At 41.8% G+C, this 26,168-nt stretch carries 28 protein-coding genes; 26 read left to right on the forward strand and 2 right to left on the reverse strand.

Annotated elements, in window-relative coordinates:
* The 16 genes from HMPREF1117_RS04630 to HMPREF1117_RS04705 form a co-directional block, all read left to right on the forward strand.
* A partial coding sequence (locus HMPREF1117_RS04630) for an LPXTG cell wall anchor domain-containing protein (protein WP_000452559.1) occupies window positions 1-260 on the forward strand: 260 nt, incomplete at its 5' end.
* A gap of 177 nt (window positions 261-437) precedes the next feature.
* Complete coding sequence (gene hemW / locus HMPREF1117_RS04635) at window positions 438-1,568, forward strand: radical SAM family heme chaperone HemW (protein WP_001170080.1); 1,131 nt, start codon at window positions 438-440, stop codon at window positions 1,566-1,568.
* A 4-nt stretch (window positions 1,569-1,572) separates the two neighbouring features.
* Window positions 1,573-2,325 (forward strand): acyl-[acyl-carrier-protein] thioesterase, encoded by a 753-nt coding sequence (locus HMPREF1117_RS04640; RefSeq protein ID WP_000524762.1) that lies wholly within the window; start codon window positions 1,573-1,575, stop codon window positions 2,323-2,325.
* Window positions 2,315-3,088: a TIGR01457 family HAD-type hydrolase gene (locus HMPREF1117_RS04645; protein WP_000221325.1), complete on the forward strand. Its 774-nt coding sequence runs from the start codon at window positions 2,315-2,317 to the stop codon at window positions 3,086-3,088. The genes HMPREF1117_RS04640 and HMPREF1117_RS04645 overlap by 11 nt, the downstream gene beginning before the upstream one ends.
* Window positions 3,078-3,695 (forward strand): TIGR01906 family membrane protein, encoded by a 618-nt coding sequence (locus tag HMPREF1117_RS04650; RefSeq protein WP_000837588.1) that lies wholly within the window; start codon window positions 3,078-3,080, stop codon window positions 3,693-3,695. Before HMPREF1117_RS04645 ends, HMPREF1117_RS04650 begins: the two co-directional genes overlap by 11 nt.
* Before the next feature lie 210 nt (window positions 3,696-3,905).
* Window positions 3,906-4,307, forward strand: a complete 402-nt coding sequence (locus HMPREF1117_RS04655) for a Spx/MgsR family RNA polymerase-binding regulatory protein (protein ID WP_007556665.1) — start codon at window positions 3,906-3,908, stop codon at window positions 4,305-4,307.
* On the forward strand, window positions 4,308-4,586 hold the full coding sequence (locus HMPREF1117_RS04660) for a UPF0223 family protein (RefSeq protein WP_001041970.1): 279 nt from the start codon (window positions 4,308-4,310) through the stop codon (window positions 4,584-4,586). It begins immediately after the preceding gene.
* Entirely contained in the window at window positions 4,576-5,349 is a 774-nt protein-coding gene (locus tag HMPREF1117_RS04665; protein WP_000444056.1) for an inositol monophosphatase family protein, read from the forward strand. The genes HMPREF1117_RS04660 and HMPREF1117_RS04665 overlap by 11 nt, the downstream gene beginning before the upstream one ends.
* Window positions 5,350-6,654 (forward strand): RsmF rRNA methyltransferase first C-terminal domain-containing protein, encoded by a 1,305-nt coding sequence (locus HMPREF1117_RS04670; protein ID WP_001160259.1) that lies wholly within the window; start codon window positions 5,350-5,352, stop codon window positions 6,652-6,654. It abuts the gene before it with no gap.
* Window positions 6,655-6,868: 214 nt separating this feature from the next.
* On the forward strand, window positions 6,869-7,747 hold the full coding sequence (locus HMPREF1117_RS04675; RefSeq protein WP_000746331.1) for a phosphate ABC transporter substrate-binding protein PstS: 879 nt from the start codon (window positions 6,869-6,871) through the stop codon (window positions 7,745-7,747).
* Window positions 7,747-8,664, forward strand: coding sequence for a phosphate ABC transporter permease subunit PstC (gene pstC / locus HMPREF1117_RS04680; protein WP_001070902.1), 918 nt, complete (start codon window positions 7,747-7,749; stop codon window positions 8,662-8,664). The genes HMPREF1117_RS04675 and pstC overlap by 1 nt, the downstream gene beginning before the upstream one ends.
* Window positions 8,654-9,538, forward strand: coding sequence for a phosphate ABC transporter permease PstA (gene pstA / locus HMPREF1117_RS04685; RefSeq protein WP_000543046.1), 885 nt, complete (start codon window positions 8,654-8,656; stop codon window positions 9,536-9,538). The genes pstC and pstA overlap by 11 nt, the downstream gene beginning before the upstream one ends.
* 10 nt (window positions 9,539-9,548) lie before the next feature.
* A complete protein-coding gene (pstB, locus tag HMPREF1117_RS04690) occupies window positions 9,549-10,352 on the forward strand; it encodes a phosphate ABC transporter ATP-binding protein PstB (protein WP_000049844.1) in 804 nt (267 codons plus the stop codon).
* A 12-nt stretch (window positions 10,353-10,364) separates the two neighbouring features.
* Window positions 10,365-11,123, forward strand: a complete 759-nt coding sequence (gene pstB / locus HMPREF1117_RS04695) for a phosphate ABC transporter ATP-binding protein PstB (RefSeq protein ID WP_000133480.1) — start codon at window positions 10,365-10,367, stop codon at window positions 11,121-11,123.
* A 10-nt stretch (window positions 11,124-11,133) separates the two neighbouring features.
* On the forward strand, window positions 11,134-11,787 hold the full coding sequence (gene phoU / locus HMPREF1117_RS04700; RefSeq protein WP_000946467.1) for a phosphate signaling complex protein PhoU: 654 nt from the start codon (window positions 11,134-11,136) through the stop codon (window positions 11,785-11,787).
* 157 nt (window positions 11,788-11,944) lie between these two features.
* On the forward strand, window positions 11,945-12,760 hold the full coding sequence (locus HMPREF1117_RS04705; protein ID WP_000669525.1) for an ABC transporter substrate-binding protein: 816 nt from the start codon (window positions 11,945-11,947) through the stop codon (window positions 12,758-12,760).
* Window positions 12,761-12,780: 20 nt separating this feature from the next.
* Here the strand turns inward: HMPREF1117_RS04705 and HMPREF1117_RS04710 are convergent, their stop codons facing one another.
* Complete coding sequence (locus HMPREF1117_RS04710; RefSeq protein WP_000744849.1) at window positions 12,781-14,052, reverse strand: aminotransferase-like domain-containing protein; 1,272 nt, start codon at window positions 14,050-14,052, stop codon at window positions 12,781-12,783.
* A gap of 141 nt (window positions 14,053-14,193) precedes the next feature.
* Here HMPREF1117_RS04710 and budA point away from each other — a divergent pair, with 141 nt between their 5' ends.
* The 10 genes from budA to alaS all read left to right on the forward strand — a co-directional run bounded on the left by budA (window position 14,194) and on the right by alaS (window position 24,448).
* Window positions 14,194-14,925 carry an acetolactate decarboxylase gene (gene budA, locus HMPREF1117_RS04715; protein ID WP_000360296.1) on the forward strand — a complete coding sequence of 244 codons (732 nt, stop codon included), beginning with the start codon at window positions 14,194-14,196 and terminating at the stop codon, window positions 14,923-14,925.
* 9 nt (window positions 14,926-14,934) lie between these two features.
* Complete coding sequence (locus HMPREF1117_RS04720; RefSeq protein ID WP_000152209.1) at window positions 14,935-15,687, forward strand: YhfC family intramembrane metalloprotease; 753 nt, start codon at window positions 14,935-14,937, stop codon at window positions 15,685-15,687.
* Between the two features lie 110 nt (window positions 15,688-15,797).
* Complete coding sequence (murB, locus tag HMPREF1117_RS04725; RefSeq protein WP_000116192.1) at window positions 15,798-16,703, forward strand: UDP-N-acetylmuramate dehydrogenase; 906 nt, start codon at window positions 15,798-15,800, stop codon at window positions 16,701-16,703.
* A 159-nt stretch (window positions 16,704-16,862) separates the two neighbouring features.
* On the forward strand, window positions 16,863-18,020 hold the full coding sequence (locus HMPREF1117_RS04730) for an ABC transporter ATP-binding protein (protein WP_000742893.1): 1,158 nt from the start codon (window positions 16,863-16,865) through the stop codon (window positions 18,018-18,020).
* Window positions 18,001-18,807 (forward strand): ABC transporter permease, encoded by an 807-nt coding sequence (locus HMPREF1117_RS04735; RefSeq protein WP_000753800.1) that lies wholly within the window; start codon window positions 18,001-18,003, stop codon window positions 18,805-18,807. Before HMPREF1117_RS04730 ends, HMPREF1117_RS04735 begins: the two co-directional genes overlap by 20 nt.
* Window positions 18,804-19,577 carry an ABC transporter permease gene (locus HMPREF1117_RS04740; RefSeq protein ID WP_000712744.1) on the forward strand — a complete coding sequence of 258 codons (774 nt, stop codon included), beginning with the start codon at window positions 18,804-18,806 and terminating at the stop codon, window positions 19,575-19,577. Before HMPREF1117_RS04735 ends, HMPREF1117_RS04740 begins: the two co-directional genes overlap by 4 nt.
* Complete coding sequence (locus tag HMPREF1117_RS04745; protein ID WP_000737966.1) at window positions 19,574-20,644, forward strand: ABC transporter substrate-binding protein; 1,071 nt, start codon at window positions 19,574-19,576, stop codon at window positions 20,642-20,644. The genes HMPREF1117_RS04740 and HMPREF1117_RS04745 overlap by 4 nt, the downstream gene beginning before the upstream one ends.
* 152 nt (window positions 20,645-20,796) lie before the next feature.
* A complete protein-coding gene (locus HMPREF1117_RS11970) occupies window positions 20,797-21,048 on the forward strand; it encodes a hypothetical protein (RefSeq protein ID WP_000704102.1) in 252 nt (83 codons plus the stop codon).
* Window positions 21,049-21,322: 274 nt separating this feature from the next.
* Entirely contained in the window at window positions 21,323-21,808 is a 486-nt protein-coding gene (locus tag HMPREF1117_RS04755; RefSeq protein WP_025171574.1) for an LURP-one-related/scramblase family protein, read from the forward strand.
* 21 nt (window positions 21,809-21,829) lie between these two features.
* On the forward strand, window positions 21,830-24,448 hold the full coding sequence (gene alaS / locus HMPREF1117_RS04760; protein WP_000811736.1) for an alanine--tRNA ligase: 2,619 nt from the start codon (window positions 21,830-21,832) through the stop codon (window positions 24,446-24,448).
* A 195-nt stretch (window positions 24,449-24,643) separates the two neighbouring features.
* On the opposite strand, the gene HMPREF1117_RS04765 is transcribed toward alaS, so the two are convergent.
* Window positions 24,644-26,098 carry an alpha-amylase gene (locus HMPREF1117_RS04765; RefSeq protein WP_001181050.1) on the reverse strand — a complete coding sequence of 485 codons (1,455 nt, stop codon included), beginning with the start codon at window positions 26,096-26,098 and terminating at the stop codon, window positions 24,644-24,646.
* Window positions 26,099-26,168: the final 70 nt, after the last annotated feature.

Raw genomic sequence — 26,168 nt, forward strand, 5'->3', positions numbered from 1 at the left:
TAGGTAAGATTATTGAACCAGGTAAACCAGCTGTGGAAGTTCCAGTAGAAACTCCAGCTAAGGTAACACTAACAACTCCAATTCCAAATGCAGATCAGGTAGATACTAAGACTACTAATGATAATGGAGCTAAGTCAAATGATTCTCAAAATGTATTGCCAAATACAGGAACAGAATCAAATGCGACTCTTGCATCTCTAGGACTTCTTGGTATGCTAGGCGGTCTCGGACTTGCTCTTGGAAAGAAAAAAGAAGACTAAAAATTTAGTCAAATGAACAATCATTCTTTTGTATTGTAAAGAAAAACTAGATTGGTTCTGGGAATCGAGTTCGTCATAAAATAAAAAGAATGTTTAGAGAGAGAAAGCGAACAATGCTAGGATTTTGTTAAACGGAATTCTAAGTATTGTTCGCTTTTGTGGTATAATAATGTTACTATGCAGAAAAAACCAACGTCAGCCTATGTGCACATCCCGTTTTGTACTCAGATTTGTTATTATTGTGACTTTTCAAAGGTCTTCATCAAGAATCAACCAGTCGACAGCTATTTGGAGCATCTGCTGGAAGAGTTTCGTTCTTATGATATTCAAAAATTGCGAACTCTCTACATTGGAGGAGGAACGCCGACAGCCCTTTCAGCGAAACAGCTGGAGGTGTTATTAGATGGTTTAACTAAAAGCTTGGATTTGTCTCTTTTAGAAGAATTAACGATTGAAGCCAATCCAGGAGACTTGGATACAGATAAGATAGCTGTTTTGAAGAATTCGGCTGTCAATCGTGTTTCGCTAGGCGTGCAGACCTTTGACGACAAGATGCTGAAAAAGATTGGGCGCAGTCATTTGGAGAAGGATATTTATGAAAATATTGACCGTCTGAAACTGGCTGGTTTTGACAACATTTCCATTGATTTGATTTATGCACTGCCTGGTCAGACCATGGAGCAGGTTAAGGAAAATGTGGCTAAGGCCATTGGACTGGATATTCCCCATATGAGTCTTTATAGCTTGATTTTGGAAAATCATACGGTCTTTATGAATCGTATGCGACGAGGGAAATTGCCTCTGCCTAAGGAGGAGCTGGAAGCGGAGATGTTTGAGTACATCATCACGGAGCTTGAGAGAGCTGGTTTTGAGCATTATGAGATTTCCAATTTTTCCAAACCCGGTTTTGAAAGTCGCCACAATCTCATGTACTGGGATAATGCTGAATACTATGGCATCGGTGCTGGGGCATCTGGTTATGTCAATGGGATTCGCTATAAAAACCATGGTCCCATTCGTCATTATCTCAGTGCAGTTGAGGAAGGCAATGCGCGCATCACAGAAGAGCACCTGAGTCAAAAGGAGCAAATGGAAGAAGAAATGTTTCTAGGTCTCCGCAAGAAATCAGGAGTCTCCACGGTGCGATTTGAGGAAAAATTTGGACGATCTTTCGATGGACTTTATGGAAAAATCGTCAGAGATTTGGTTCAACAAGGTCTCATGCAAATAGAGGGTGACCGAGTTCGCATGACAAAAAGAGGTCTCTTTTTGGGAGACACCGTAGCAGAACGATTTATTTTGGAGTAGAATGATGGGCTTAACTTATCAAATGAAAATGAAAATTCCTTTTGATATGGCTGATATGAACGGTCATATCAAGCTTCCAGACTTGATTTTGCTATCCCTGCAAGTTTCAGGGATGCAGTCGATTGAGCTGGGAGTTAGTGATAAAGCCATTTTGGAAGAGCATAATCTGGTCTGGATTATCACAGACTATGATATTGAGGTAGTTCGTTTGCCTCGTTTTGCGGAAGAAATTACCATCGAAACGGAAGCACTGAGCTACAATCGACTCTTTTGCTATCGCCGTTTTACTATCTATGATGAAGCAAGTCAAGAAATCATTCGCATGTTGGCGAGCTTTGTTCTCATGGATCGAGATAGTCGAAAAGTCCATGCTGTCGAACCTGATATTGTGGCTCCTTACCAGTCTGATTTTGATAAAAAGCTTATCCGCGGACCAAAGTATGAGTCTTTGGAAGAACCATTCAGCAAGGATTATCATGTTCGATTTTATGATCTGGATATGAATGGTCATGTCAATAATAGTAAATACCTGGATTGGATTTTTGAGGTTATGGGAGCTGATTTTTTGACCCAATATATTCCCAAGAGAATCAACCTCAAGTATGTCAAGGAAGTTCGACCAGGTGGGGTTATTACATCGTCTGTTGAACGGACTGGACTCGAAAGTAAGCATGAGATTACAAGTGATGGGGCAACAAATGCACAGGCTATCATTGCTTGGCAAGAAATGAAAAAGGAAGTAAAAGATGACTTATAAAGGCTATTTAATTGATTTAGACGGAACCATTTACAAGGGGAAAGACCGAATTCCGGAAGGAGAAGATTTTGTCCATGAATTGCAAAAGCGTGACATTCCCTATCTCTTTGTGACCAACAATACAACTCGTACTCCAGAAAGTGTTCAAGAAATGTTGGCTCAGAATTTTAATATCGATACGCCCCTATCGACTGTCTACACAGCGACTTTGGCCACCATCGACTATATGAATGACTTGGGACTTGAAAAGACAGTCTACGTCATCGGAGAATCAGGCCTCAAAGATGCCATTAAGGCAGCAGGCTACGTTGAGGATATCGAAAATCCTGCTTATGTAGTAGTCGGCCTGGACTGGCAGGTGGATTATGAAAAATTTGCGACAGCGACCCTTGCTATCCAAAAAGGTGCCCACTTTATAGGAACCAATCCTGACCTCAATATTCCTACAGAACGTGGTCTTTTACCTGGTGCAGGTTCTCTGGTGACCCTTATTGAGGCGGCTACACGAGTGAAAGCAGTTTACATCGGAAAACCAAATGCTATTATCATGGATAAGGCTGTAGAGCATCTTGGTTTTGATAGAAAAGATTTGATTATGGTTGGGGACAACTATCTGACAGATATTCGAGCAGGGATCGATAATGGGATTCCAACTCTATTAGTAACGACAGGTTTTACCAAGGCAGAAGAAGTGGCAGATTTGCCAATTGCGCCAACTCATGTCCTTTCTAGTCTAGCGGAGTGGAATTTTGATGAAATCTAAACTGACCTTTTGGGGAAGTATGCTCTTTCTCCTTTCCCTGTCTATTCTTTTGACCATTTATCTGGCTTGGATATTTTATCCGTTGGAAATCAAATGGTTAAGTTTGACGAGTCGGGTCTATCTAAAACCAGAAACCATTCAATACAACTTTCATATCTTGATGAATTATCTGACCAATCCTTTTAGTCAGACCTTAGAGATGCCAGATTTTCGTTCGTCAGCTGCTGGGCTACACCACTTTGAGGTGGTAAAGAATCTCTTTCATCTCGTTCAGTTCCTTACTTTGCTCACCCTTCCGATTTTCTATTACTTTGTCAAAAAGATTGTTAAAAAGGGCTTCCTCTCTGTCTTTAGGAAGAGTATTTTGCTCTTAGTTTTCTTGCCTTTATTGATCGGATTAGTAGGAGTTTTGATTGGTTTTGAACAATTTTTCACCCTTTTTCATCAAATTCTCTTTGTTGGAGATGATACTTGGCTTTTTGACCCAGCTAAGGATCCGGTTATTTTAATTCTACCAGAAACATTTTTTCTTCATGCTTTTCTATTGTTTTTCGGGCTTTATGAAAGCTTCTTTGGCTGTTTATATTGGAGAAGTCGAAAAGGATAATGGTGGAATATTTAGAATTTACATTTAAAAATAAGTATTTCAGCCCTGGATTACAATTTCTACAGAATTAATATAAGGAAAAATGAGTTAATCGTTCGTTAACAGTTTATTTTTCTTTAAAAAAGAGGCTTTTTTTCCAAAAATCTCTAGTCAAGCGCTTTATTTTTGTGTATAATAGAAATAGCAAAGTATAGATAAGAAGAGAAAAGCATGATTACACTATTTTTATCACCGAGCTGTACATCATGTCGTAAGGCAAAGGCCTGGTTAGAGACGCATAAGGTTCCCTTTGAGGAGCACAATATTATGACCAGTCCTCTAACAAGAAAAGAATTGCAACATATTCTTTCCTTGACCGAAAATGGTACTGATGACATCATTTCAACTCGTTCAAAAATTTTTCAAAAATTGAATATTGATGTAGAGAGTATCTCAGTATCAGAGTTGCTTCATTTAATTGAGCAGTATCCGAGCCTTTTGCGTCGTCCAATCATTATCGATGCGAAGCGCATGCAAATCGGTTTTAATGAAGATGAGATTCGTGCTTTTCTCCCTCGTAGTTACCGTAAGCAAGAACTGAAAGAAGCAAGATTGAGAGCTGGTATTAGTTAGATGAATAAACAGTATAGTTACCCACTAGATTTGTCGTGGAGCACTGAAGAACTTGCTTCAGTGCTTTCTTTTTTTAATGATGTTGAAGCTGCCTATGAAGAAAAAATAGAAGCTAGAAAGTTATTAGACTCTTATAAGGCCTTTAAAAATGTCGTTCCAAGTAAGAGTGAAGAGAAACGTTTGGGACGAGAATTTGAAACGGTGAGTGGTTATTCGCTCTACCGAGCAGTAGAGGCTGCAAAGGAAAAAGGAGAAGGGAAGATTTCTCTTGGAAAGTAAATTTGAATTTGCCAAAAGCCTTGTCAAGCAAGCAGGCCAGTATATTCTAGGCCACATGGGGGAAGATTTACAGATAGAAACCAAGTCTTCTCCCACTGACCTTGTGACTCGACTGGATAAAGAAGTTCAGGACCACTTAGTTAGTGAGATTTTATCTCGTTATCCTGAGGATAAGATTTGTGCAGAAGAAGGTTGTCTACGAGCGTCTGTGAAAGAAGGTGCGGTTTGGGTGATTGACCCCATTGATGGGACCAATAATTTTGTGGCCCAGCAGGAAGATTTTGCCATTATGCTGGCCTATTTTGAAAGTGGAGAGGGCCAGTTTGCTCTTATTTATGATGTAGCCAAAGGGGACTGTTATCATGGTGGTGGTGCTTTTCCTGTTTGTCTTAATGAAAGACCCTTACCTGCATTTAAAAGAAAGCCACTTAGAGATTTTCTAATTGCTGTTAATGCTGGGATGTTGGAGAAAAATGAATGGGGAGTGGCTGATTTAGGTCGTGCAGCCCTTGGGGTACGTGTCTATGGAAGCGCGGCAATTAGTTTTGCTAGGATTTTATCAGGTCGCTTATTGACCTATGTGACCTATTTGCAACCATGGGATTATGCTGCTGCTAGTATTTTGGGAGAAAGTCTTGGCTATGAGGTTGTGACCCTTTCAGGACAAGCCTTAGATTTTAAAACTAGACAGGCTGTTATGATGCTACCTCTTGAGATGCAGGAGGAAATTCAGTCCTATATTTACGAAAGGAAAAGAACTTAAATGCAATTTCCAGAAGGATTTGTTGAAAAATATGAAGAGATACTAGGAGATGAGGCAAGAGATTTTCTTGCCTCTTTTAAGGAGGAAGCGGTTTCGGCCTTTCGGGTCAATCCTTTAAAAGAAGCGCCAGTTTCCTTTCCTGATGCCATTCCTCAAACCCCTTGGGGCCACTATGGTAAGGTTTCAGGGAAATCGCCTGAACATGCTACAGGTTTGGTCTATTCGCAAGAACCCGCTGCTCAGATGGTGGCTCAGGTAGCTAAGCCCAGTCCTGGGATGAAGGTCTTGGACTTGGCAGCTGCTCCAGGTGGCAAGTCAACTCAACTAGCAGCCTATCAAGCAGGGGAGGGTCTCCTTGTTTCCAATGAAATTTCAAGCAAACGGGCTAAGATTTTAGTAGAAAATATGGAGCGCTTTGGTGCGACAAATGTCGTAGTGACCAATGAATCTGCTGACCGCTTGGCCAAGATTTTTAAGGGCTATTTTGACCTCATTGTCCTTGATGCCCCTTGCTCTGGTGAAGGGATGTTTCGTAAGCAGCCAGATGCTATGGACTATTGGAGCTTAGATTATCCGAGTCAATGTGCTAGCTTGCAAAGAGAAATTCTGGAGGATGCCGTGACCATGCTAGCAGAAGGTGGTCGTCTGGTTTATTCGACCTGTACCTGGGCACCCGAGGAAAACGAAGAGATTGTCAATTGGCTTCTGGAAGAGTATGATTTTGACTTGTTGCCAGTTGAACATATCAATGGAATGGTAGCTGGTATTGACTTGCCAGAAACGGCTCGGATGTACCCTCATCATTTTAAGGGAGAGGGTCAGTTTGTAGCTCATCTACAATTTAAAGGAGAAAATCCAGCACCTAAATTTAAGACAAGTAAGAGCAATCTCAGCCGTGAACAAGTTGCCTTGTGGCAGGAATTTTCCCAAAAACACTTAAAAATCAATCTAAGGGGGATTTTGCAGACTTTTGGTGACCAACTCTATCTCTTGCCAGAACTCTTGCCAGATTTAGGGAAGCTCAAGATTGCTCGCAATGGACTGCATCTGGGTACTTTTAAGAAGAAACGCTTTGAGCCTAGTTTTGCTCTTGGTTTGGCTTTGAGACCTAGTCAAGTTAAGACTTCGGTTGAAATCAAGCAGGATGACTTTGTTAAGTATGTAGCTGGAGAAATAATTCAACTGGCTGAAACTTTACCAAATGGATGGTATCAAGTTTTAGTGGAAGGCAATGGTCTAGGCTTTGCAAAAGTGACTGGAAATGTTTTGAAAAATTATTATCCAAAAGGTCTACGCTTCAAGTGAAAATGCTAGTCAAAGTAGCTTGACTATGTTATAGTTGAATTATGGATTTTTTCAAATAGTCTTTCATTTTAAGTGAAAAAACTTTAAATAATAATCTAGCAATTGTATTGCAATATTAGGTTAGACAGCGCATTTAGCTCCTAACTTTAAAAAAGAAAAAATAAATAGTTGAAAAAATTCACAACATTCACCATTATTTTCAAGGAGAAAAACAGTGAAAAAAAGGAAAAAACTCGCTTTATCTCTTGCGACCTTCTTGCTCGCAGGTTCTTTGGCGGGATGTGCCAGCTGGATTGATCGTGGAGAATCCATGACAGCTGTTGGCTCAACGGCTCTTCAGCCCTTGGTCGAAGCAGCAGCAGATGAATTTGGCTCTATGCACGTTGGAAAAACAGTCAACGTCCAAGGTGGAGGATCTGGTACAGGTCTGTCTCAGGTTCAATCTGGAGCCGTTGATGTAGGAAATTCAGACGTATTTGCCGAGGAAAAAGATGGGATTAATGCCTCTGCATTAGTTGACCATAAGGTCGCAGTAGCTGGCTTGGCAGTGATTGTCAATAAGGAAGTTGACGTTGAAAATCTGACAACTGAACAACTCCGTAGTATCTTCACAGGTCAAGTGACCAACTGGAAAGAAGTCGGTGGGAAAGACCTAGCTATCTCCATTATCAACCGTGCGGCAAGTTCAGGGTCTCGTGCAACCTTTGACAGTGTCATCATGAATGGTCAATCTGCTGTACAGAGTCAAGAACAGGATTCAAATGGGATGGTCAAAAACATTGTTTCCCAGACACCTGGAGCCATTTCTTACCTAGCCTTTGCCTATGTGGATGACTCGGTTAAACGCATGAAGTTGAATGGCTATGAGCCGATTGCAGAAAATGTTACAAGCAATAACTGGCCTTTGTGGTCTTATGAACACATGTACACCTTAGGTCAGCCAGACGAATTGGTGGCAGAATTTCTCAACTTTGTCCTCTCAGATGAAGCGCAAAGTGGAATCGTTAAGGGAATGGGCTATATTTCGGTCAAGGAAATGAAGGTTGAAAAAGATGCTGTAGGAACGGTGACGGCACTAGAAGGGAGTCGCTAATGAATCAAGAAGAATTAGCTAAAAAGTTACTTTCTCCCTCAAAGAACTCTCGTCTAGAGAAACTAGGAAAAGGCTTGACCTTTGCCTGTCTGTCTTTGATTGTTATCATTGTGGCCATGATTTTGATTTTCGTAGCCCAAAAAGGTTTGTCGACCTTCTTTGTAAATGGGGTTAATATCTTTGATTTCCTTTTTGGCCAAACTTGGAATCCTTCAGGTAAACAATTTGGTGCCCTTCCAATGATTTTGGGTTCCTTTATTGTCACAATCCTATCAGCCCTTATCGCAACTCCTTTTGCCATTGGTGCGGCAGTCTTTATGACCGAAGTCTCACCAAAAGGTGCTAGAATCTTGCAACCAGCCATTGAATTACTGGTTGGGATTCCTTCAGTTGTGTATGGATTTATAGGTTTGCAGGTCGTAGTTCCCTTTGTTCGTAGTATCTTTGGTGGGACTGGTTTTGGGATTTTGTCAGGGATTTTCGTTCTCTTTGTCATGATTTTACCGACGGTAACATTTATGACAACGGATAGCTTGCGTGCGGTGCCTCGTCACTATCGTGAGGCTAGTTTGGCTATGGGAGCCACTCGTTGGCAGACCATCTGGCGCGTGACTTTGAAGGCTGCGCGTTCAGGTATTTTCACAGCAGTGGTCTTTGGGATGGCCCGTGCCTTTGGTGAGGCTTTAGCTATTCAGATGGTAGTCGGAAACTCAGCGGTAGTTCCAACTTCCTTAACAACACCAGCTGCGACCTTGACCTCTGTTTTGACCATGGGTATCGGAAATACCGTTATGGGAACAGTTGATAATAACGTACTTTGGTCACTGGCCTTAGTCTTACTTTTGATGAGTTTGGCTTTCAACAGTGTGATTAAATTGATTACGAAAGAAAGAGGAAAGAAAAACTATGCACGCTAAGAAATTAGATAAAATTGCAACAGCTGTCCTCTACTCGATTGCAGGAATTATTGTTGCCATCTTGGCATCCTTGATTCTCTATATCTTGGTTCGTGGTTTGCCCCACATCTCTTGGTCTTTCTTGACTGGCAAATCATCTTCTTACCAAGCAGGTGGGGGAATTGGGATTCAGCTTTATAATTCCTTCTTCCTCTTAGTTATTACCTTGATTATCTCTGTGCCTTTATCTATGGGAGCTGGGATTTTCCTAGCTGAATATGCTAAAAAAGGTCCTGTGACCAATTTTGTCAGAACCTGTATTGAAATCTTATCTTCACTCCCATCAGTGGTTGTAGGTCTCTTTGGTTACTTGATCTTTGTAGTTCAGTTTGAGTATGGATTTTCAATTATTTCAGGTGCCTTGGCCTTGACAGTCTTTAACTTGCCTCAGATGACTCGTAATGTTGAGGACAGCTTGAAACACGTTCACCATACGCAACGTGAGGCTGGTCTGGCCCTTGGAATTTCTCGTTGGGAGACAGTTGTTCATGTGGTCATTCCAGAAGCCCTTCCAGGTATTGTGACGGGGGTTGTCTTGGCATCTGGTCGTATCTTTGGTGAGGCTGCTGCTTTGATTTATACAGCAGGACAATCTGCTCCAGCCCTTGACTGGTCTAACTGGAATATTCTCAGTGTGACTAGCCCAATCTCTATCTTCCGTCAAGCAGAAACCTTGGCTGTCCACATCTGGAAAGTCAATAGCGAAGGAACCATTCCTGATGGAACTATTGTATCAGCAGGTTCTGCGGCCGTGCTCCTCATCTTTATCCTCATTTTTAACTTTGGAGCCCGTAAACTCGGAAGTTACCTACATAAGAAATTAACCGCTGCCTAAAGGAGAAGCCATGTCAAAATATAATTGGGATGAAAAGCATATCATCACCTTTCCTGAAGAGAAAGTGGCCCTCTCTACTAAGGATTTACATGTTTACTACGGTAAAAAAGAATCCATCAAGGGCATCGATATGCAATTTGAAAAAAATAAAATTACTGCCTTAATCGGCCCTTCAGGATCTGGGAAATCAACTTATCTTCGCAGTCTCAATCGGATGAATGATACCATTGATATTGCTAAGGTAACAGGTCAAATCCTATACCAAGGAATCGATGTCAACCGTCCTGAAATCAACGTTTATGAAATGCGTAAGCACATCGGGATGGTCTTCCAACGACCAAATCCCTTTGCTAAGTCTATTTATCGCAATATCTCTTTTGCTCATGAACGGGCAGGTGTTAAGGACAAGCAAGTCTTGGATGAAATTGTGGAAACCTCTCTTCGTCAAGCTGCCCTTTGGGACCAGGTCAAAGATGACCTTCATAAGTCAGCCTTGACCCTATCAGGTGGTCAGCAACAAAGACTCTGCATCGCTCGTGCTATTTCCGTGAAACCAGATATTCTCTTGATGGATGAACCGGCGTCAGCCTTGGATCCGATTGCGACAGCTCAGCTGGAAGAAACCATGTTGGAATTGAAAAAAGACTTTACCATTATCATCGTGACCCACAGTATGCAGCAGGCTGCGCGTGCGAGTGATTACACAGGATTTTTCTACTTGGGTGACTTGATCGAGTACGATAAGACCTCTAATATTTTCCAAAATGCTAAGTTGCAGTCTACTAATGACTACGTAACCGGACACTTTGGATAGAAAGGAAACAGTATGACAGAAGCGATTTTACAGGTGTCAGACCTGTCCGTTTACTACAATCAAAAGAAGGCTTTAAATAGTGTTTCTCTATCTTTCCAAGCCAAGGAAATTACAGCTCTTATCGGTCCGTCTGGTTCAGGAAAGTCAACTCTTCTCAAGGCTATCAACCGTATGGGGGATTTGAATCCAGAGGTGACCACAACTGGTTCGGTCGTTTACAATGGTCACAACATTTATAGTCCACGTACAGATACAGTTGAATTGCGTAAGGAAATCGGTATGGTTTTCCAACAACCCAACCCTTTCCCTATGTCCATTTACGAAAATGTTGTCTACGGGCTTCGCATCAATGGAGTTAAAGATAAGCAAGTTCTGGATGAATCAGTAGAAAAAGCCCTGCAGCGAGCTTCTATCTGGGATGAGGTCAAGGACCGCCTGCATGATTCAGCTATCGGGCTTTCAGGTGGACAACAACAACGTGTCTGTGTTGCCCGTGTCTTGGCAACCAGTCCTAAAATCATTCTCTTGGATGAGCCAACCTCAGCCTTGGACCCTATTTCGGCTGGTAAGATTGAGGAAACCTTGTATGGCTTAAAAGATAAATACACCATGCTCTTGGTGACACGTTCCATGCAACAAGCTTCTCGTATCTCTGACAAGACAGGATTTTTCTTGGATGGAGATTTGATAGAGTTTAACGATACTAAGAAGATCTTCCTCAACCCTCAACATAAGGAAACAGAAGATTATATTTCAGGAAAGTTTGGATAAGGAGAAAAAGATGTTACGATCTCAATTTGAAGAAGATTTGGAGAAATTACACAATCAGTTCTATGCCATGGGACAAGAAGTGCTATCCCAAATCAATCGTACCGTGCGTGCCTTTGTTACGCATGACCGTGATTTAGCGAAAGAAGTGATCGAAGATGATGCAGAAGTAAATGAATATGAAGTAAAATTAGAGAAGAAATCATTTGAAATGATTGCCCTTCAACAACCTGTTTCTCAAGATCTACGCACAGTTTTAACAGTTCTCAAGGCTGTATCAGATGTAGAACGTATGGGAGACCATGCGGTATCTATCGCTGAGGCAACTATCCGTATGAAAGGGGAAGAGCGTATCCCTGCAGTTGAGGAAGAAATCAAAAAAATGGGCCGTGATGTAAAAAATTTCGTCGAAGCAGCTCTAGAACTCTATCTCAATGGTTCTGTAGAGCATGCCTATGAAGTAGCGGCCATGGATGAGAAAATCAACCATTACTTTGATTCTATTCGTGAGTTAGCAACAGAAGAAATCAAGAAAAATCCTGAAGCAATTGTGACAGGTCGAGATTACTTCCAAGTTATCTCTTATTTGGAGCGTATTGGAGACTATGCTAAAAATATCTGTGAATGGGTTGTTTACTTTGAAACAGGTAAGATTGTCGAACTATAAAATAAATTAATTTTGTATAAAAAGGAGCTTTAAATCAAATGACAGCTCCTTTTATTGAATGAAAAAAATATTTTTGAGATAAAAATTCAAAAAATACTTGACAAGTATCTTAAGCAGAGTTATAATTATACAAAATCAACAGAGAGGTTGTTTATTTATGAAATTTAAAAAATGGATATTTGTTTTATGTAGTTTTATAGCAAGTTTCTTCTTAGTGGCTTGCCAGTCGGGTTCTAATGGTTCTCAGTCAGCTGTCGAGGCCATTAAGCAAAAGGGGAAATTAGTTGTGGCGACTAGTCCTGACTATGCACCCTTTGAATTCCAATCCTTGGTTGACGGGAAAAATCAGGTAGTCGGTGCGGATATTGACATGGCTCAGGCTATTGCTGATGAACTTGGTGTTAAGTTGGAAATTTCAAGCATGAGTTTTGACAATGTCTTGACCAGCCTTCAAACTGGTAAGGCTGACCTAGCTGTCGCGGGAATTAGCGCTACTGACGAGAGAAAAGAAGTCTTTGATTTTTCAATCCCATACTATGAAAACAAGATTAGTTTCTTGGTTCGTAAGGTTGATGTAGAAAAATACAAGGATTTAACTAGCCTAGAAAGTGCTAATATTGCAGCCCAAAAAGGGACTGTTCCAGAATCAATGGTCAAGGAACAATTGCCAAAAGCTCAATTGACTTCCCTAACTAATATGGGTGAAGCTGTCAATGAATTGCAGGCTGGAAAAGTAGATGCTGTTCACATGGATGAACCTGTTGCCCTTAGCTATGCTGCTAAAAATGCCGATCTAGCTGTCGCAACTGTCAGCTTGAAGATGAAGGACGGCGAAGCCAATGCAGTTGCCCTTAGAAAAAATAGTGCTGATTTGAAAGAAGTGGTGGACAAGGTTATCCAAAAACTCAAGGATGACGGTACCTACCAAAAATATCTTGAAAAAGCAGCAAGTCTAACAGAAGTTGAACAATAAGAAAAAAGCAGAGTTGGATCTTATTCCAATTCTGCTTTTAAATAGTTTGAAACATTTTCCAGATGTTCTAAGGACACCTTGGCAAATTGATAAGGACAGGCATCCAAATAGGCCTCTTCAAAGAAGTCCAAGCCCAGTTGGCTGTGCTTGATTCTGGCGATTTTAGGATACTTTCTTAGGTCTAGCAATAAGCCGTCGTGAAGTGGAAAATGAGGAAGTGGGCAAGGATATTTAGCTATTTTTTCTTCGATTTGCTTCTGGTAGTCTTCTTGATTGGACAAGCGGGCTATTCGATTTTTCTCAAATAGTTGACTGTCTATATAGAGTGACAAGGCCTTTTGCATGATGAGGTTGCTATCGTAGTCTAGGATATTTTTGTAGGCCACAAAGGCTTCTTTGATAGCATTTGGAAGAATGAGTGCCGTAATCCGCAGGGCTGGAAAGAGGCTGGTTGAGAAGGATTTGATATAAACGACGCGCTCCTCTGTATCCAGATAGTGGAAGGTCTGGCCTTTTTTGGAGTCCAAATCACCTAGATAGTCGTCCTCGACGATATAGACACCGTACTTGGCAGCTAAGTCAAGAATAACTTGTTTGTCCTGCTCAGAATAGGAATGTCCTAGAGGATAGTGAAAACGAGGGATAGTGTAAAAGAACTTTATATTTCCTGTCTTAAAGTGATTTTCAAGTTCTTTTAAGTCAATCCCATCAATGCCTCGTTCAATCGTTTGATAGTCCAATCCTTGAGCAATCAAGAGTCGATTCATCCGATGATAGGTCGGCTGTTCCACCAAGATTTCCTTAGATTGGCCAGGAAAGGAAATTTGAGAAAGAATAAACAAGGCTTGTTGGGTTCCAGAAGTTAATACTAGTTGATCTGCCTTGCAGTAGAGAGCTTGGTCAAAGAGTAGTTTGTGAATGGACTGTCTTAGGTCTTCTAATCCTTCTTGGTTGTCATAGTAGTTAAAAAGGTAGTTTTCTCGGCCAATTAAGGTTTCATTGACACAGAGTCGAAAATCGTCATAGGCGCTGGCATGTTCATCGGTAACTTCGATTTCTAGGTCCTGGTGTTGCCCTTGTTCTAATACATAGTAGCCACTCTGAGGCTTGGCATAAAGGTATTGTTCGTGCCGTAATTCCAGTAGGGCTCGCTGAATGGTGTCCTTGCTACAGTGAAAGTCAAGGCTCAGTTGACGGATAGAAGGCAGGCGACTACCCGTCGGAAATCGTCCAGACTCGATACCGTTTTTCAGATAGGAAACGACCTCTTGGTACTTGCTTTGTTTCTTCATTCCAGACCTCCCTTGATTTTGTTACATTGTACCCTTTTTTTTCCTTCTTGGCAATGTCTAGAGTGTTTCTCTCGTTCACATCTAGGGGCAAATGTGGTATACTTAGGAGTAGGATTTATAGAATAACAGACAAGAAAGAGAATGGATAAGAACGTGCAGGAACCAGTGAAATTATTTCAATACAATACCCTTGGAGCCTTGATGGCAGGCCTTTATGGTGGTACCATGACAGTAGGAGAATTGCTGGAGCATGGTGACCTTGGTTTGGGAACCTTGGATTCTATTGATGGGGAATTGATTGTCCTTGATGGCAAGGCTTATCAGGCCAAAGGGTCTGGAGACCAGCCAGAGATTGTGGAAGTGTCACCAGATGCCCTTATTCCTTATGCAGCAGTAGTACCGCACCAGGCAGAGGTCATTTTCCGCCAGCGGTTTGAAATGACAGACAAGGAATTGGAAGAGCGAATCGAGTCTTATTATGACGGGGAAAATCTTTTCCGCTCTATCAAGATTCGTGGGGAATTTTCGCATATGCATGTGCGTATGATTCCTAAGTCGACACCAGATACCAAGTTTGCTGATGTCGCAACCCATCAACCGGAATATAGTCGTGACAATGTGGCGGGGACCATTGTTGGTTTCTGGACGCCTGAGATTTTCCATGGGGTCAGTGTGGCAGGCTACCATCTGCACTTCATATCAGATGATTTGACTTTCGGTGGACATGTCATGGACTTTGTCATCAAGGAAGGTATTATCGAGGTGGGAGCTGTTGACCAATTGGATCAACGTTTCCCAGTCCAAGACCGTCAATACTTGTTTGCCAAGTTCAATGTTGAAGAGATGAGAAAAGATATTGAAAAGGCAGAATAGGAGAAGAAAATGACCATTCATATCATTATTAGCATAGTGCTGTTGCTGGCTTTTCTAATTGGGAGCATTTGGTATGCCAAAAAGAAATACCAGATCAATCTAGCTGTCTTGGGCTTGGGGGCTGTTGCCTTCTTTCTCTCTTCACAGATTTTGGAGAAATTAATTCATGTTCTAGTTCTTCATCCTCAAAAAGATGGAAGTATCGCTCTTTTACAAGAGCATCCCCTGATCTATATAGTTTATGGTCTAGCCATGGCGGCTTTCTTTGAGGAAACTGCTCGTCTCATCTTCTTTAAATGGTTGGAGAAAAAGAGAAACTTGGAAAAAGCAGATGCCCTTGCTTATGTACTGGGTCATGGTGGTTTGGAATTGATTTTCTTAGGTGTTACTAGCCTCCTCAATCTCTACATCGTTCTTTCGGCAGTTCAAACTCAGAACCCACAGGTCATGCAATTGCTGTCTGAAAATATGTTGAAAACTATCCAGTCGCTATCTGTCTGGCAAATTTATTTGCTTGCTTTTGAACGAATCTTGGCGCTAGGCTTCCAATTACTTTTGACAGTTTGGGTTTACCAAGGTGTGCGCCAGAAAAACTGGGTTTATCTATTAGCAGCCTATGGCCTGCATGCCTTCTTTGACCTTGTTCCATCTCTAGCTCAAGTAGGATGGATTACAAGTCCAGTCTTGGTTGAAGTTATTCTACTAGTTGAACTTGTCCTAGTTGCCTATGTAACTAAGAATATATTTTGCAAAAAATCATAAAAAGGGGGAAGCCTCTTTTTTTGTTTAAAATAATCCCGAGATTTTTTTAGGGTCGTCAAATGGTCTTAAAAATGGTATAATGGAATGAATTTTGTAAAAGGAAGAGTGTCATGTCAGTAAGAGAAAACATACTTGAAATCTTAGAAGGAATTGATATCCGCTTTAAGGAACCCTTGCATACTTATAGTTATACAAAAGTAGGTGGTGAAGCTGATTACTTGGTTTTTCCACGAAATCGCTATGAGTTGGCTCGGGTTGTAAAATTTGCCAATCAAGAAAATATCCCTTGGATGGTGTTGGGAAATGCTAGCAACATTATCGTTCGTGATGGTGGGATTCGTGGGTTTGTCATCTTGTGTGACAAGCTCAATCATGTTTCGGTTGATGGATATACCATTGAGGCTGAAGCTGGGGCCAACTTGATTGAAACGACACGCATTGCCCTTCGTCATAGTTTGACTGGTTTTGAATTCGCTTGTGGCATCCCGGGAAGTATCGGTGGTGCTGTCTTTATGAATGCGGGTGCCTACGGTGGAGAAATTGCTCATATCTTGCAATCTTGTAAGGTCTTGACCAAGGATGGAGAAATCGAGACCCTGTTTGCCAAAGATTTGGCTTTTGGGTATCGCCATTCAGCTATTCAGGATTCTGGTGCAGTTGTCTTGTCTGCTAAGTTTGCCCTAGCGCCTGGAAATCATCAGGTTATTAAGCAAGAAATGGAGCGTTTGACTCATTTGCGTGAACTCAAGCAACCTTTAGAATATCCATCTTGTGGTTCGGTCTTTAAGCGTCCAGTAGGGCATTTTGCAGGTCAATTAATTTCAGAAGCTGGCTTAAAAGGCTATCGTATCGGTGGTGTTGAAGTGTCTGAAAAGCACGCAGGATTTATGATCAATGTCGCATCCGGAACAGCTAAAGACTACGAAGACTTGATTGAGTCTGTGATTGAAAAAGTCAAGGAACACTCTGGCGTTACTCTTGAGAGAGAAGTCCGTATTTTAGGAGAAAGCAAGTAGGAAGCTATATTTGAAAAGCTGCTGCTATGTCATGGAAAGGGGGTGAAAGCCTATCGTCAGTGCAGAAGAATGTAGGCAGTTCAATCTCCTACAAGAGGTAGTGGCGGCCTGACAGAGCCCTGATCTGTTAATCTATGAAAAAGAAGGAATAAATGACAATTGAAAAAACCAATTATTGAATTCAAAAACGTCTCTAAAGTTTTTGAAGACAGCAACACCAAGGTTCTCAAAGATATCAACTTTGAGTTGGAAGAAGGGAAGTTCTATACACTTTTAGGTGCATCTGGTTCTGGAAAATCAACTATCCTGAACATTATCGCAGGTTTACTGGATGCGACGACAGGAGATATTTTGCTGGATGGTATCCGCATCAATGACATCCCAACCAATAAGCGAGATGTCCATACTGTCTTCCAATCCTATGCCTTGTTTCCACATATGAATGTGTTTGAAAATGTTGCCTTTCCACTTCGCTTGCGTAAAATTGACAAGAAAGAAATCGAGCAACGTGTTGCTGAAGTTCTCAAAATGGTTCAGTTGGAAGGTTACGAGAAGCGTTCCATCCGTAAACTCTCTGGAGGACAACGTCAGCGTGTGGCTATTGCCCGTGCCATCATCAACCAACCCCGTGTGGTTTTGTTAGACGAGCCTTTATCGGCGCTAGACTTGAAATTAAGAACAGACATGCAGTATGAACTGCGTGAACTGCAACAACGATTGGGCATTACCTTTGTTTTTGTCACTCACGATCAGGAAGAAGCCCTGGCTATGAGTGACTGGATTTTTGTTATGAATGATGGCGAGATTGTCCAGTCTGGAACACCAGTAGATATCTACGACGAGCCAATCAACCACTTTGTTGCTACCTTTATCGGGGAGTCCAATATCTTGCCAGGTACCATGATTGAGGACTACTTGGTCGAGTTTAACGGCAAACGTTTTGAAGCGGTCGATGGTGGGATGAAGCCAAATGAACCAGTTGAGGTTGTCATTCGTCCAGAGGACTTGCGCATTACCCTTCCTGAAGAAGGCAAGCTCCAAGTTAAGGTGGATACCCAGCTCTTCCGTGGAGTTCACTATGAAATTATCGCCTATGACGAGCTTGGAAATGAATGGATGATTCACTCAACCCGTAAGGCTATTGTTGGTGAGGAAATTGGTCTGGACTTTGAACCAGAAGACATCCACATCATGCGCCTCAATGAAACCGAAGAAGAGTTCGATGCTCGTATTGAGGAGTACGTAGAAATCGAAGAGCAAGAAGCAGGTTTGATCAATGCAATCGAGGAGGAAAGAGATGAAGAAAACAAGCTCTAAACTCTTTGTAGTGCCCTACATGCTTTGGATTGCCCTCTTTGTATTGGCACCCTTGGTCTTGATTTTCGGTCAATCCTTTTTCAACATTGAAGGCCAGTTTAGTTTAGAAAATTATAAATCTTACTTTGCGTCACAAAACTTGACTTATCTCAAAATGAGTTTCAACTCTGTACTCTATGCAGGGATTGTGACCTTTGTGACCCTGCTTATCAGCTATCCAACAGCCCTCTTTTTGACTCGTCTCAAACACCGTCAACTATGGCTTATGCTGATTATCCTGCCTACCTGGATCAATTTGCTCCTTAAAGCCTACGCCTTTATCGGAATTTTTGGTCAAAATGGCTCTATTAACCAATTCTTGGAATTCATCGGAATCGGTTCACAGCAATTACTCTTTACCGATTTCTCCTTTATCTTTGTCGCAAGCTACATCGAGCTTCCCTTTATGATTTTGCCAATTTTCAATGTCTTGGACGATATGGATAACAATCTCATCAATGCCAGCTATGACCTCGGTGCGACCAAGTGGGAGACCTTCCGTCATATCATCTTCCCTCTATCGATGAACGGTGTGAGAAGTGGGGTTCAGTCTGTCTTTATCCCCAGCTTGAGTCTCTTCATGCTGACACGTTTGATTGGTGGGAACCGCGTTATCACCTTGGGGACTGCCATTGAGCAGAACTTCCTGACCAATGACAACTACGGTATGGGTTCTACCATCGGTGTGATTCTCATCCTGACCATGTTCATCACCATGTGGGTGACTAAGGAAAGGAGAGAACGATGAAAAAATTTGCCAACCTTTATATGGGACTGGTCTTTCTTGTCCTCTACCTGCCGATTTTTTACCTGATTGGCTATGCCTTTAATGCAGGAAACGACATGAATAGCTTTACAGGCTTTAGTTTGAGTCATTTTAAAACCATGTTTGCTGATGGTCGCCTCATGTTAATTGTGACCCAGACCTTTTTCTTGGCCTTTCTGTCAGCCTTGATTGCGACCATTATCGGGACTTTCGGTGCTATTTACATTTATCAGTCTCGTAAGAAATACCAAGAAGCCTTTCTTTCACTCAATAATATCCTCATGGTTGCTCCTGATGTTATGATTGGTGCTAGTTTCTTGATTCTCTTTACCCAACTCAAGTTTTCACTTGGCTTTTTGACTGTTCTATCTAGTCACGTGGCCTTCTCCATTCCTATCGTGGTCTTGATGGTCTTGCCTCGTCTCAAGGAAATGAACGGTGACATGATTCATGCGGCCTATGACCTTGGTGCCAGTCAATTTCAGATGTTCAAGGAAATTATGCTTCCTTACCTGACTCCGTCTATCATTGCAGGTTACTTCATGGCCTTCACCTATTCGCTAGATGACTTTGCCGTGACCTTCTTTGTAACGGGAAATGGCTTTTCAACCCTGTCAGTCGAGATTTACTCTCGTGCTCGCAAGGGGATTTCGCTGGAGATCAATGCTTTGTCTGCCCTTGTCTTTCTCTTTAGTATTATCCTAGTCGTTGGTTATTACTTTATCTCACGTGAGAAGGAGGAGCAAGCATGAAAAAACTCTATTCATTTTTAGCAGGAATTGTAGCCATTATTCTCGTCTTGTGGGGAATTGCGACGCATTTAGATAGTAAAATAAATAGCCGCGATAGCCAAAAACTGGTAGTTTATAACTGGGGGGACTACATCGATCCTGAACTCTTGACTCAGTTCACAGAAGAGACAGGAATCCAAGTCCAGTACGAGACTTTTGATTCCAATGAAGCCATGTACACCAAGATTAAGCAGGGTGGAACGACCTACGATATAGCTATCCCAAGTGAATACATGATTAACAAGATGAAGGACGAAGACCTCTTGGTACCGCTTGACTACTCCAAAATAGAGGGTCTTGAAAATATAGGACCAGAGTTCCTCAACCAGTCTTTTGACAAAGGAAATAAATTCTCCATCCCTTATTTCTGGGGAACTTTAGGAATTGTCTACAATGAAACTATGGTAGAAGAAGCTCCTGAGCATTGGGATGATCTCTGGAAGCCTGAGTACAAAAACTCAATCATGCTATTTGATGGAGCGCGTGAGGTATTGGGGTTAGGTCTCAACTCTCTGGGTTATAGCCTCAACTCCAAGGATACTCAGCAGTTGGAAGAGACAGTGGATAAACTCTACAAGCTGACTCCAAATATCAAGGCTATCGTAGCGGACGAGATGAAGGGCTACATGATTCAGAACAATGCTGCTATCGGCGTGACCTTCTCTGGTGAAGCCAGCCAAATGCTAGAAAAAAATGAAAATCTACGCTATGTGGTACCAACTGAGGCCAGCAACCTTTGGTTTGACAATATGGTCATTCCCAAAACAGTCAAAAACCAAGATGCAGCCTATGCCTTTATCAATTTTATGTTGAAACCTGAAAATGCTCTTAAAAATGCTGAGTATGTCGGTTATTCAACACCAAACCTACCAGCTAAGGAAATGCTCCCAGAGGAGAAAAAAGAAGACAAGGCCTTCTATCCTGATGCTGAAACCATGAAACACCTAGAAGTTTATGAGAAATTTGACCATAAATGGACAGGCAAATATAGCGACCTCTTCCTACAGTTTAAAATGTATCGGAAGTAGGAGGCTAAACGTAAGAAACGAATCAGTCAAGCTGGTTCGTTTTTTAAAAAATAAAAGGCAATTTTCGTAACGGTATCTTTTTCTATGATAGTTGCTTATTTTCTTTCCCAGTAGTATACTAAGTTTAACCTTACAGAAAGCGGTAACAAATAATGAAAATATCTACTTTTTTCAAAAAATTTTATTGGCCAGCCTTTTTGATTGTTGACGAAACAATTATACTATTCCATTTAAAGGATGGTTTGGATCGACAATACCTAACAACTGATTCCATACATTTGGTGATAGGGTTCTTTATATTTGCAAATATTTTCGTAGCTATCTTTAACAATTCAAAACTTTGGGATAAAAGTTGGGATAAAAAGAGTGATAGCAGTAAGAAAAAATATATTCTGAAAAAGTAATCTGAGATGTAGGTAATGGGTTATTTAAATAGGAATCATTTCCAGTTGACGCAAGCTTAAAAAAACGGTATAATACTTAAGTTGAGAATTGATTTTCAGTTGTCTTAGTCCAGAGAAATGGCGGTGCTGCGAGCCATCTAAGCTAGGAAGTCATGCTACTCAATTTAACAATTGCATAAGAATAAAAGAATGACAAGTTCATTGAATGAAGGTGGTACCGCGGTTTTTCGCCCTTCGTGATATGAGCTTGTCTTTTGATTTTTTGGAGGTGTTGATGAAAACATTTCTTGTCAAACAAAAGTTTCGTCTTGGAGGCGAACGCTTTGATATCAAGGATGACATGGGAGAAATCGCCTATCAGGTGGAAGGATCCTTCTTTAAGATTCCCAAAACCTTTACCATCTATGATGCGACTGGGGAACAGGTTAGTCAGATTAGTAAAGAAATCTTGACCTTACTACCTCGTTTTGAGATTCAGCTACGGGATGGCTCGAGTTTTGTCATTCGTAAAAAGTTGACCTTCTGGCGAGATAAATATGAGTTTGATAATCTAGGTCTTCGTATCGAGGGCAATATCTGGGATTTGGATTTCAAATTGCTGGATGATCGCGATCAGCTGATTGCAGAAATAAAAAAAGAACTCTTCCATCTGACCTCTACCTATACTGTAACCGTCATTGAGGACGCTTATGCAGACCTAGTCATTTCCCTCTGTGTTGCCATCGACTATGTGGAGATGATGGAAAGCCAATCAAATTAAAGAAGTAAATAAGGAGACATCATGAAACAACTATCTAGTGCACAAGTACGCCAAATGTGGCTTGATTTCTGGGCTACTAAAGGTCACTCTGTAGAACCATCAGTGAGTTTGGTTCCTGTAAATGATCCAACACTTTTGTGGATCAACTCTGGGGTAGCAACCCTTAAGAAATACTTTGACGGGACAATCATCCCTGAAAATCCACGTATTACCAATGCGCAAAAGGCTATCCGTACCAACGATATCGAGAACGTAGGAAAAACTGCACGTCACCATACCATGTTTGAAATGCTGGGGAACTTCTCTATCGGGGATTACTTCCGTGATGAAGCCATCACTTGGGCTTATGAGCTTTTGACAAGCCCTGAGTGGTTTGACTTCCCAGCTGAAAAACTTTACATGACCTACTATCCAGATGATAAAGATTCTTACAACCGCTGGATTGAAGTAGGAGTGGACCCAAGTCACTTGATTCCAATTGAAGATAACTTCTGGGAAATCGGTGCGGGACCTTCTGGACCAGATACAGAAATCTTCTTTGACCGTGGAGAAGCTTTTGATCCAGAAAATATTGGCATTCGCCTGCTTGCAGAAGATATTGAAAACGACCGTTACATCGAAATCTGGAATATCGTTTTGTCACAATTTAACGCAGACCCTGCTGTTCCTCGTAGTGAGTACAAGGAATTGCCACACAAAAACATTGATACGGGCGCTGGTTTGGAGCGTTTGGTGGCGGTTATCCAAGGTGCTAAGACTAACTTTGAAACAGACCTCTTCATGCCAATTATTCGTGAAGTGGAGAAATTGTCTGGTAAGGTCTACGACCAAGATGGTGACAACATGAGCTTCAAGGTCATCGCTGACCACATCCGTTCATTGTCATTTGCCATCGGTGATGGAGCTCTCCCAGGAAATGAAGGTCGTGGTTACGTTCTTCGTCGTCTCCTTCGTCGTGCCTCTATGCATGGTCAAAAATTGGGTATCAACGAGCCTTTCCTTTACAAACTGGTTCCAACTGTTGGAAAAATCATGGAAAGCTACTACCCAGAAGTGCTTGAAAAACGTGACTTTATCGAAAAAATCGTTAAGAGCGAAGAAGAATCATTTGCCCGTACCCTTCACTCAGGTCAACACTTTGCCCAAGGCATCGTAGCAGACTTGAAAGAAAAAGGCCAATCTGTCATTGCTGGTTCAGATGTCTTCAAACTTTATGACACTTATGGATTCCCAGTTGAATTGACTGAAGAAATCGCTGAAGAAGCTGGTATGACTGTAGACCGTGAAGGTTTTGAAGCAGCCATGAAAGAACAGCAAGAACGTGCGCGTGCGTCAGCTGTCAAGGGTGGCTCAATGGGTATGCAAAATGAAACCCTTCAAAACATCACTGTAGAAAGTGTTTTCAACTACAATGCTAGCCAATTGTCTTCTAAATTGGTGGCAATCGTGGCTGACAATGCAGAAGTAGAAGCTGTATCAGAAGGAACTGCCTCTCTTATCTTTGCGGAAACGCCATTCTACGCTGAAATGGGTGGACAAGTTGCTGACCACGGACAAATCTTGGATGAGTCAGGTAAGGTCGTGGCTACTGTGACAAATGTTCAAAAAGCTCCAAATGGACAAGCCCTTCATACTGTTGAAGTCCTTGCACCACTTGCCTTGAATCAAGAATATACCTTGGCAATTGATAGCAATCGTCGTCACCGTGTTATGAAAAACCACACTGCGACTCACTTGCTTCACGCTGCTCTTCACAACATTCTTGGAAACCACGCAACACAAGCAGGATCTCTTAACGAAGTTGAATTCCTTCGCTTTGACTTTACCCACTTCCAAGCAGTGACTTCTGAAGAATTGCGTGCGATTGAGCAGCAAGTTAACGAGAAAATCTGGGAAGCTCTTGAAGTGAAGACAGTTGAAACAGATATTGACACTGCTAAAGAAATGGGAGCTATGGCCCTCTTCGGTGAGAAATACGGCAAGGAAGTCCGTGTTGTCACTATCGGTGACTACTCTATCGAGCTTTGTGGTGGTACCCACGTTGGTAACACTTCTGAAATTGGCCTCTTCAAGATTGTCAAAGAAGAAGGGATTGGATCAGGAACTCGCCGTATCTTGGCAGTGACTGGTAAGGAAGCCTTTGAAGCCTACCGTGAACAAGAAGATGCTCTTAAAGCAGTTGCAGCAACCTTGAAAGCACCACAAGTCAAGGAAGTACCTCACAAGGTAGAAGGACTTCAAGAACAACTTCGTCAACTCCAAAAAGAAAATGCTGAGTTGAAAGAAAAAGCCGCAGCTGCAGCCGCAGGCGATATCTTCAAGGATGTGAAGGAAGTCAATGGTCACCGTTACATTGCTAGCCAAGTATCTGTATCTGATGCTGGTGCCCTTCGTACTTTTGCGGATAACTGGAAACAAAAAGACTACTCTGATCTTCTTGTCCTAGTTGCTGCTATCGGTGACAAAGTCAATGTTCTTGTAGCAAGCAAGACAAAAGACCTTCATGCTGGAAACCTTGTCAAAGAATTAGCACCAATCGTCGATGGACGTGGTGGTGGTAAACCAGACATGGCCATGGCAGGAGGAAGCAACCAAGCTAAGATCCAAGAATTGTTGGATGCCGTAGCAGGTAAATTGTAAGAAAACAAAGATCTATCCATTTGGGTAGGTCTTTTTGTGAATGCAAAAAAGCCAAATCTGATTGGATCTGGCTTGGTTATTATTTACTATTATACTCAATGAAAATCAAAGAGCAAACTAGGAAACTAGCCGCAGGCTGTACTTGAGTACGGAAAGGCGACGTTGACGCGGTTTGAATTTGATTTTCGAAGAGTATTAGATTGTATTGGCTGCCCAGACACTTACCGAAGCAGCTGAGACTGGGAATTGTCCATAACCTTCCTCATCAATTGTAACTTGACCTTGGTGGTTTTCAAGTAAATCTACAAAGGTTTGGTTAGCCCATTCTTGGCCGACAAACATTGATTTGCTGTTTTCTTGGTCATTGGAAATCAAGACTGCGATTGGGGGTTGATTTTCAGTACCTGAACGTACCCAACCGATACAGTTAGCATCATCCAAGTAGTCATTTTGTTCTCCATAGGCCAAATCTTTTCGGATGGCTAGGAGACGGTCAAGGACTTCTTTGAAATCTTGTTGAGCATATTGCCCTGAAATCCCATAGTAGTCGCCGTAAAAGACACAAGGAAGACCGTCTTGGCGTAAGAGAATGAGGGCATAGGCTGCTGGTTTGAACCATTCTTCAACGGTAGACTCAAGAGCCTGACCACGTTGAGTATCGTGGTTGTCGACAAAGGTTACAGCCTTGTCAGGTTTGAGTTCAACCAAGCTATCTGTGAAAATGCCACGAAGGTCATAGTTTGCGCCAGCTTGACTGGCTTCAAAGAGATTCTGGTGGAGACGAACATCGACAAGGTCAAAGCGTTCTTCCGTTTTTTCAAGGTAGTCTAGATTGGCTTCCTTATCGGGATTCCAAAATTCACCAAAAACATAGAAATCCTCACCGTATTTTTCCTTCATATCACGGATAAAATTGCGCATGAAGAAAGAGTCAATGTGTTTAACGGCATCCAAGCGGAAACCAGCTACACCAGTCGTTTCCATGAACCAGTCAGCCCAGTCATAGATATTTTGGATGACTTCAGGATGTTTAAAGTCTAGGTCGGCATACATGAGGTAGTCATAGTTACCGTTTTCATTATCGACCAATTCCTCATTTGCCCAACCCTTGTTGTCTCCTTGAATCAGATAAATCCCAGACTTGCGGCGTTTGGCATCATAGTCTGTACCGGTGAAGTGGTACCAGTGCCAGTGGAAATCATTATAGGTATCTTGGCGACCATCGAATGTAAAGCTAGTCCAGCCGTTGATGATGAAGGGTTCTCCAAGTTCAACTGTACGGTCTACAGGATCCACTTCGATAACTTGAAAGGCTTCCATGTGATCAGCAGCAGCCTTGTGATTGAGCACCACATCAGCCATAGGTTGAATTCCCTGTGCTTTTAGGGTTTGAATGGCTTGAAGATAGTCTTCTTTGAAACCATACTTGGTACGGACTGTCCCTTTTTGGTTGAACTCTCCTAGGTCAAATAAGTCATAGACCCCATAGCCTACATCTTTTTCATTAGTAGCCTTAAAGGCAGGCGGCATCCAGACATGGCTGATACCGAGATCAGCTAGGTGTTGAGCATCTTCAGCTAGACGCGTCCAGTGCTGACCGTCGTGGGGCAGATACCATTCAAAGTATTGCATGAGTGTTTGATTTTGCATGATTTTTCCTCTTACTTGTCGATAATGATTTATTTTATCATAAAGTATTAGGTAACGCAAACGTTTGCGC

The sequence above is a fragment of the Streptococcus sp. SK643 genome, from assembly GCF_000259505.1.
GTDB lineage: Bacteria > Bacillota > Bacilli > Lactobacillales > Streptococcaceae > Streptococcus.

Excerpts from the sequence above, each read along its gene's own strand:
- hemW (WP_001170080.1), top strand. The coding sequence starts at position 438 with ATGCAGAAAAAACCAACGTCAGCCTATGTGCACATCCCGTTTTGTACT.
- HMPREF1117_RS04640 (WP_000524762.1), top strand. The coding sequence starts at position 1,573 with ATGGGCTTAACTTATCAAATGAAAATGAAAATTCCTTTTGATATGGCT.
- HMPREF1117_RS04645 (WP_000221325.1), top strand. The coding sequence starts at position 2,315 with ATGACTTATAAAGGCTATTTAATTGATTTAGACGGAACCATTTACAAG.
- HMPREF1117_RS04650 (WP_000837588.1), top strand. The coding sequence starts at position 3,078 with ATGAAATCTAAACTGACCTTTTGGGGAAGTATGCTCTTTCTCCTTTCC.
- HMPREF1117_RS04655 (WP_007556665.1), top strand. The coding sequence starts at position 3,906 with ATGATTACACTATTTTTATCACCGAGCTGTACATCATGTCGTAAGGCA.
- HMPREF1117_RS04660 (WP_001041970.1), top strand. The coding sequence starts at position 4,308 with ATGAATAAACAGTATAGTTACCCACTAGATTTGTCGTGGAGCACTGAA.
- HMPREF1117_RS04670 (WP_001160259.1), top strand. The coding sequence starts at position 5,350 with ATGCAATTTCCAGAAGGATTTGTTGAAAAATATGAAGAGATACTAGGA.
- pstC (WP_001070902.1), top strand. The coding sequence starts at position 7,747 with ATGAATCAAGAAGAATTAGCTAAAAAGTTACTTTCTCCCTCAAAGAAC.
- pstA (WP_000543046.1), top strand. The coding sequence starts at position 8,654 with ATGCACGCTAAGAAATTAGATAAAATTGCAACAGCTGTCCTCTACTCG.
- pstB (WP_000049844.1), top strand. The coding sequence starts at position 9,549 with ATGTCAAAATATAATTGGGATGAAAAGCATATCATCACCTTTCCTGAA.
- pstB (WP_000133480.1), top strand. The coding sequence starts at position 10,365 with ATGACAGAAGCGATTTTACAGGTGTCAGACCTGTCCGTTTACTACAAT.
- phoU (WP_000946467.1), top strand. The coding sequence starts at position 11,134 with ATGTTACGATCTCAATTTGAAGAAGATTTGGAGAAATTACACAATCAG.
- HMPREF1117_RS04705 (WP_000669525.1), top strand. The coding sequence starts at position 11,945 with ATGAAATTTAAAAAATGGATATTTGTTTTATGTAGTTTTATAGCAAGT.
- HMPREF1117_RS04710 (WP_000744849.1), bottom strand. The coding sequence starts at position 14,052 with ATGAAGAAACAAAGCAAGTACCAAGAGGTCGTTTCCTATCTGAAAAAC.
- budA (WP_000360296.1), top strand. The coding sequence starts at position 14,194 with ATGGATAAGAACGTGCAGGAACCAGTGAAATTATTTCAATACAATACC.
- HMPREF1117_RS04720 (WP_000152209.1), top strand. The coding sequence starts at position 14,935 with ATGACCATTCATATCATTATTAGCATAGTGCTGTTGCTGGCTTTTCTA.
- murB (WP_000116192.1), top strand. The coding sequence starts at position 15,798 with ATGTCAGTAAGAGAAAACATACTTGAAATCTTAGAAGGAATTGATATC.
- HMPREF1117_RS04735 (WP_000753800.1), top strand. The coding sequence starts at position 18,001 with ATGAAGAAAACAAGCTCTAAACTCTTTGTAGTGCCCTACATGCTTTGG.
- HMPREF1117_RS04740 (WP_000712744.1), top strand. The coding sequence starts at position 18,804 with ATGAAAAAATTTGCCAACCTTTATATGGGACTGGTCTTTCTTGTCCTC.
- HMPREF1117_RS04745 (WP_000737966.1), top strand. The coding sequence starts at position 19,574 with ATGAAAAAACTCTATTCATTTTTAGCAGGAATTGTAGCCATTATTCTC.
- HMPREF1117_RS11970 (WP_000704102.1), top strand. The coding sequence starts at position 20,797 with ATGAAAATATCTACTTTTTTCAAAAAATTTTATTGGCCAGCCTTTTTG.
- HMPREF1117_RS04755 (WP_025171574.1), top strand. The coding sequence starts at position 21,323 with ATGAAAACATTTCTTGTCAAACAAAAGTTTCGTCTTGGAGGCGAACGC.
- alaS (WP_000811736.1), top strand. The coding sequence starts at position 21,830 with ATGAAACAACTATCTAGTGCACAAGTACGCCAAATGTGGCTTGATTTC.
- HMPREF1117_RS04765 (WP_001181050.1), bottom strand. The coding sequence starts at position 26,098 with ATGCAAAATCAAACACTCATGCAATACTTTGAATGGTATCTGCCCCAC.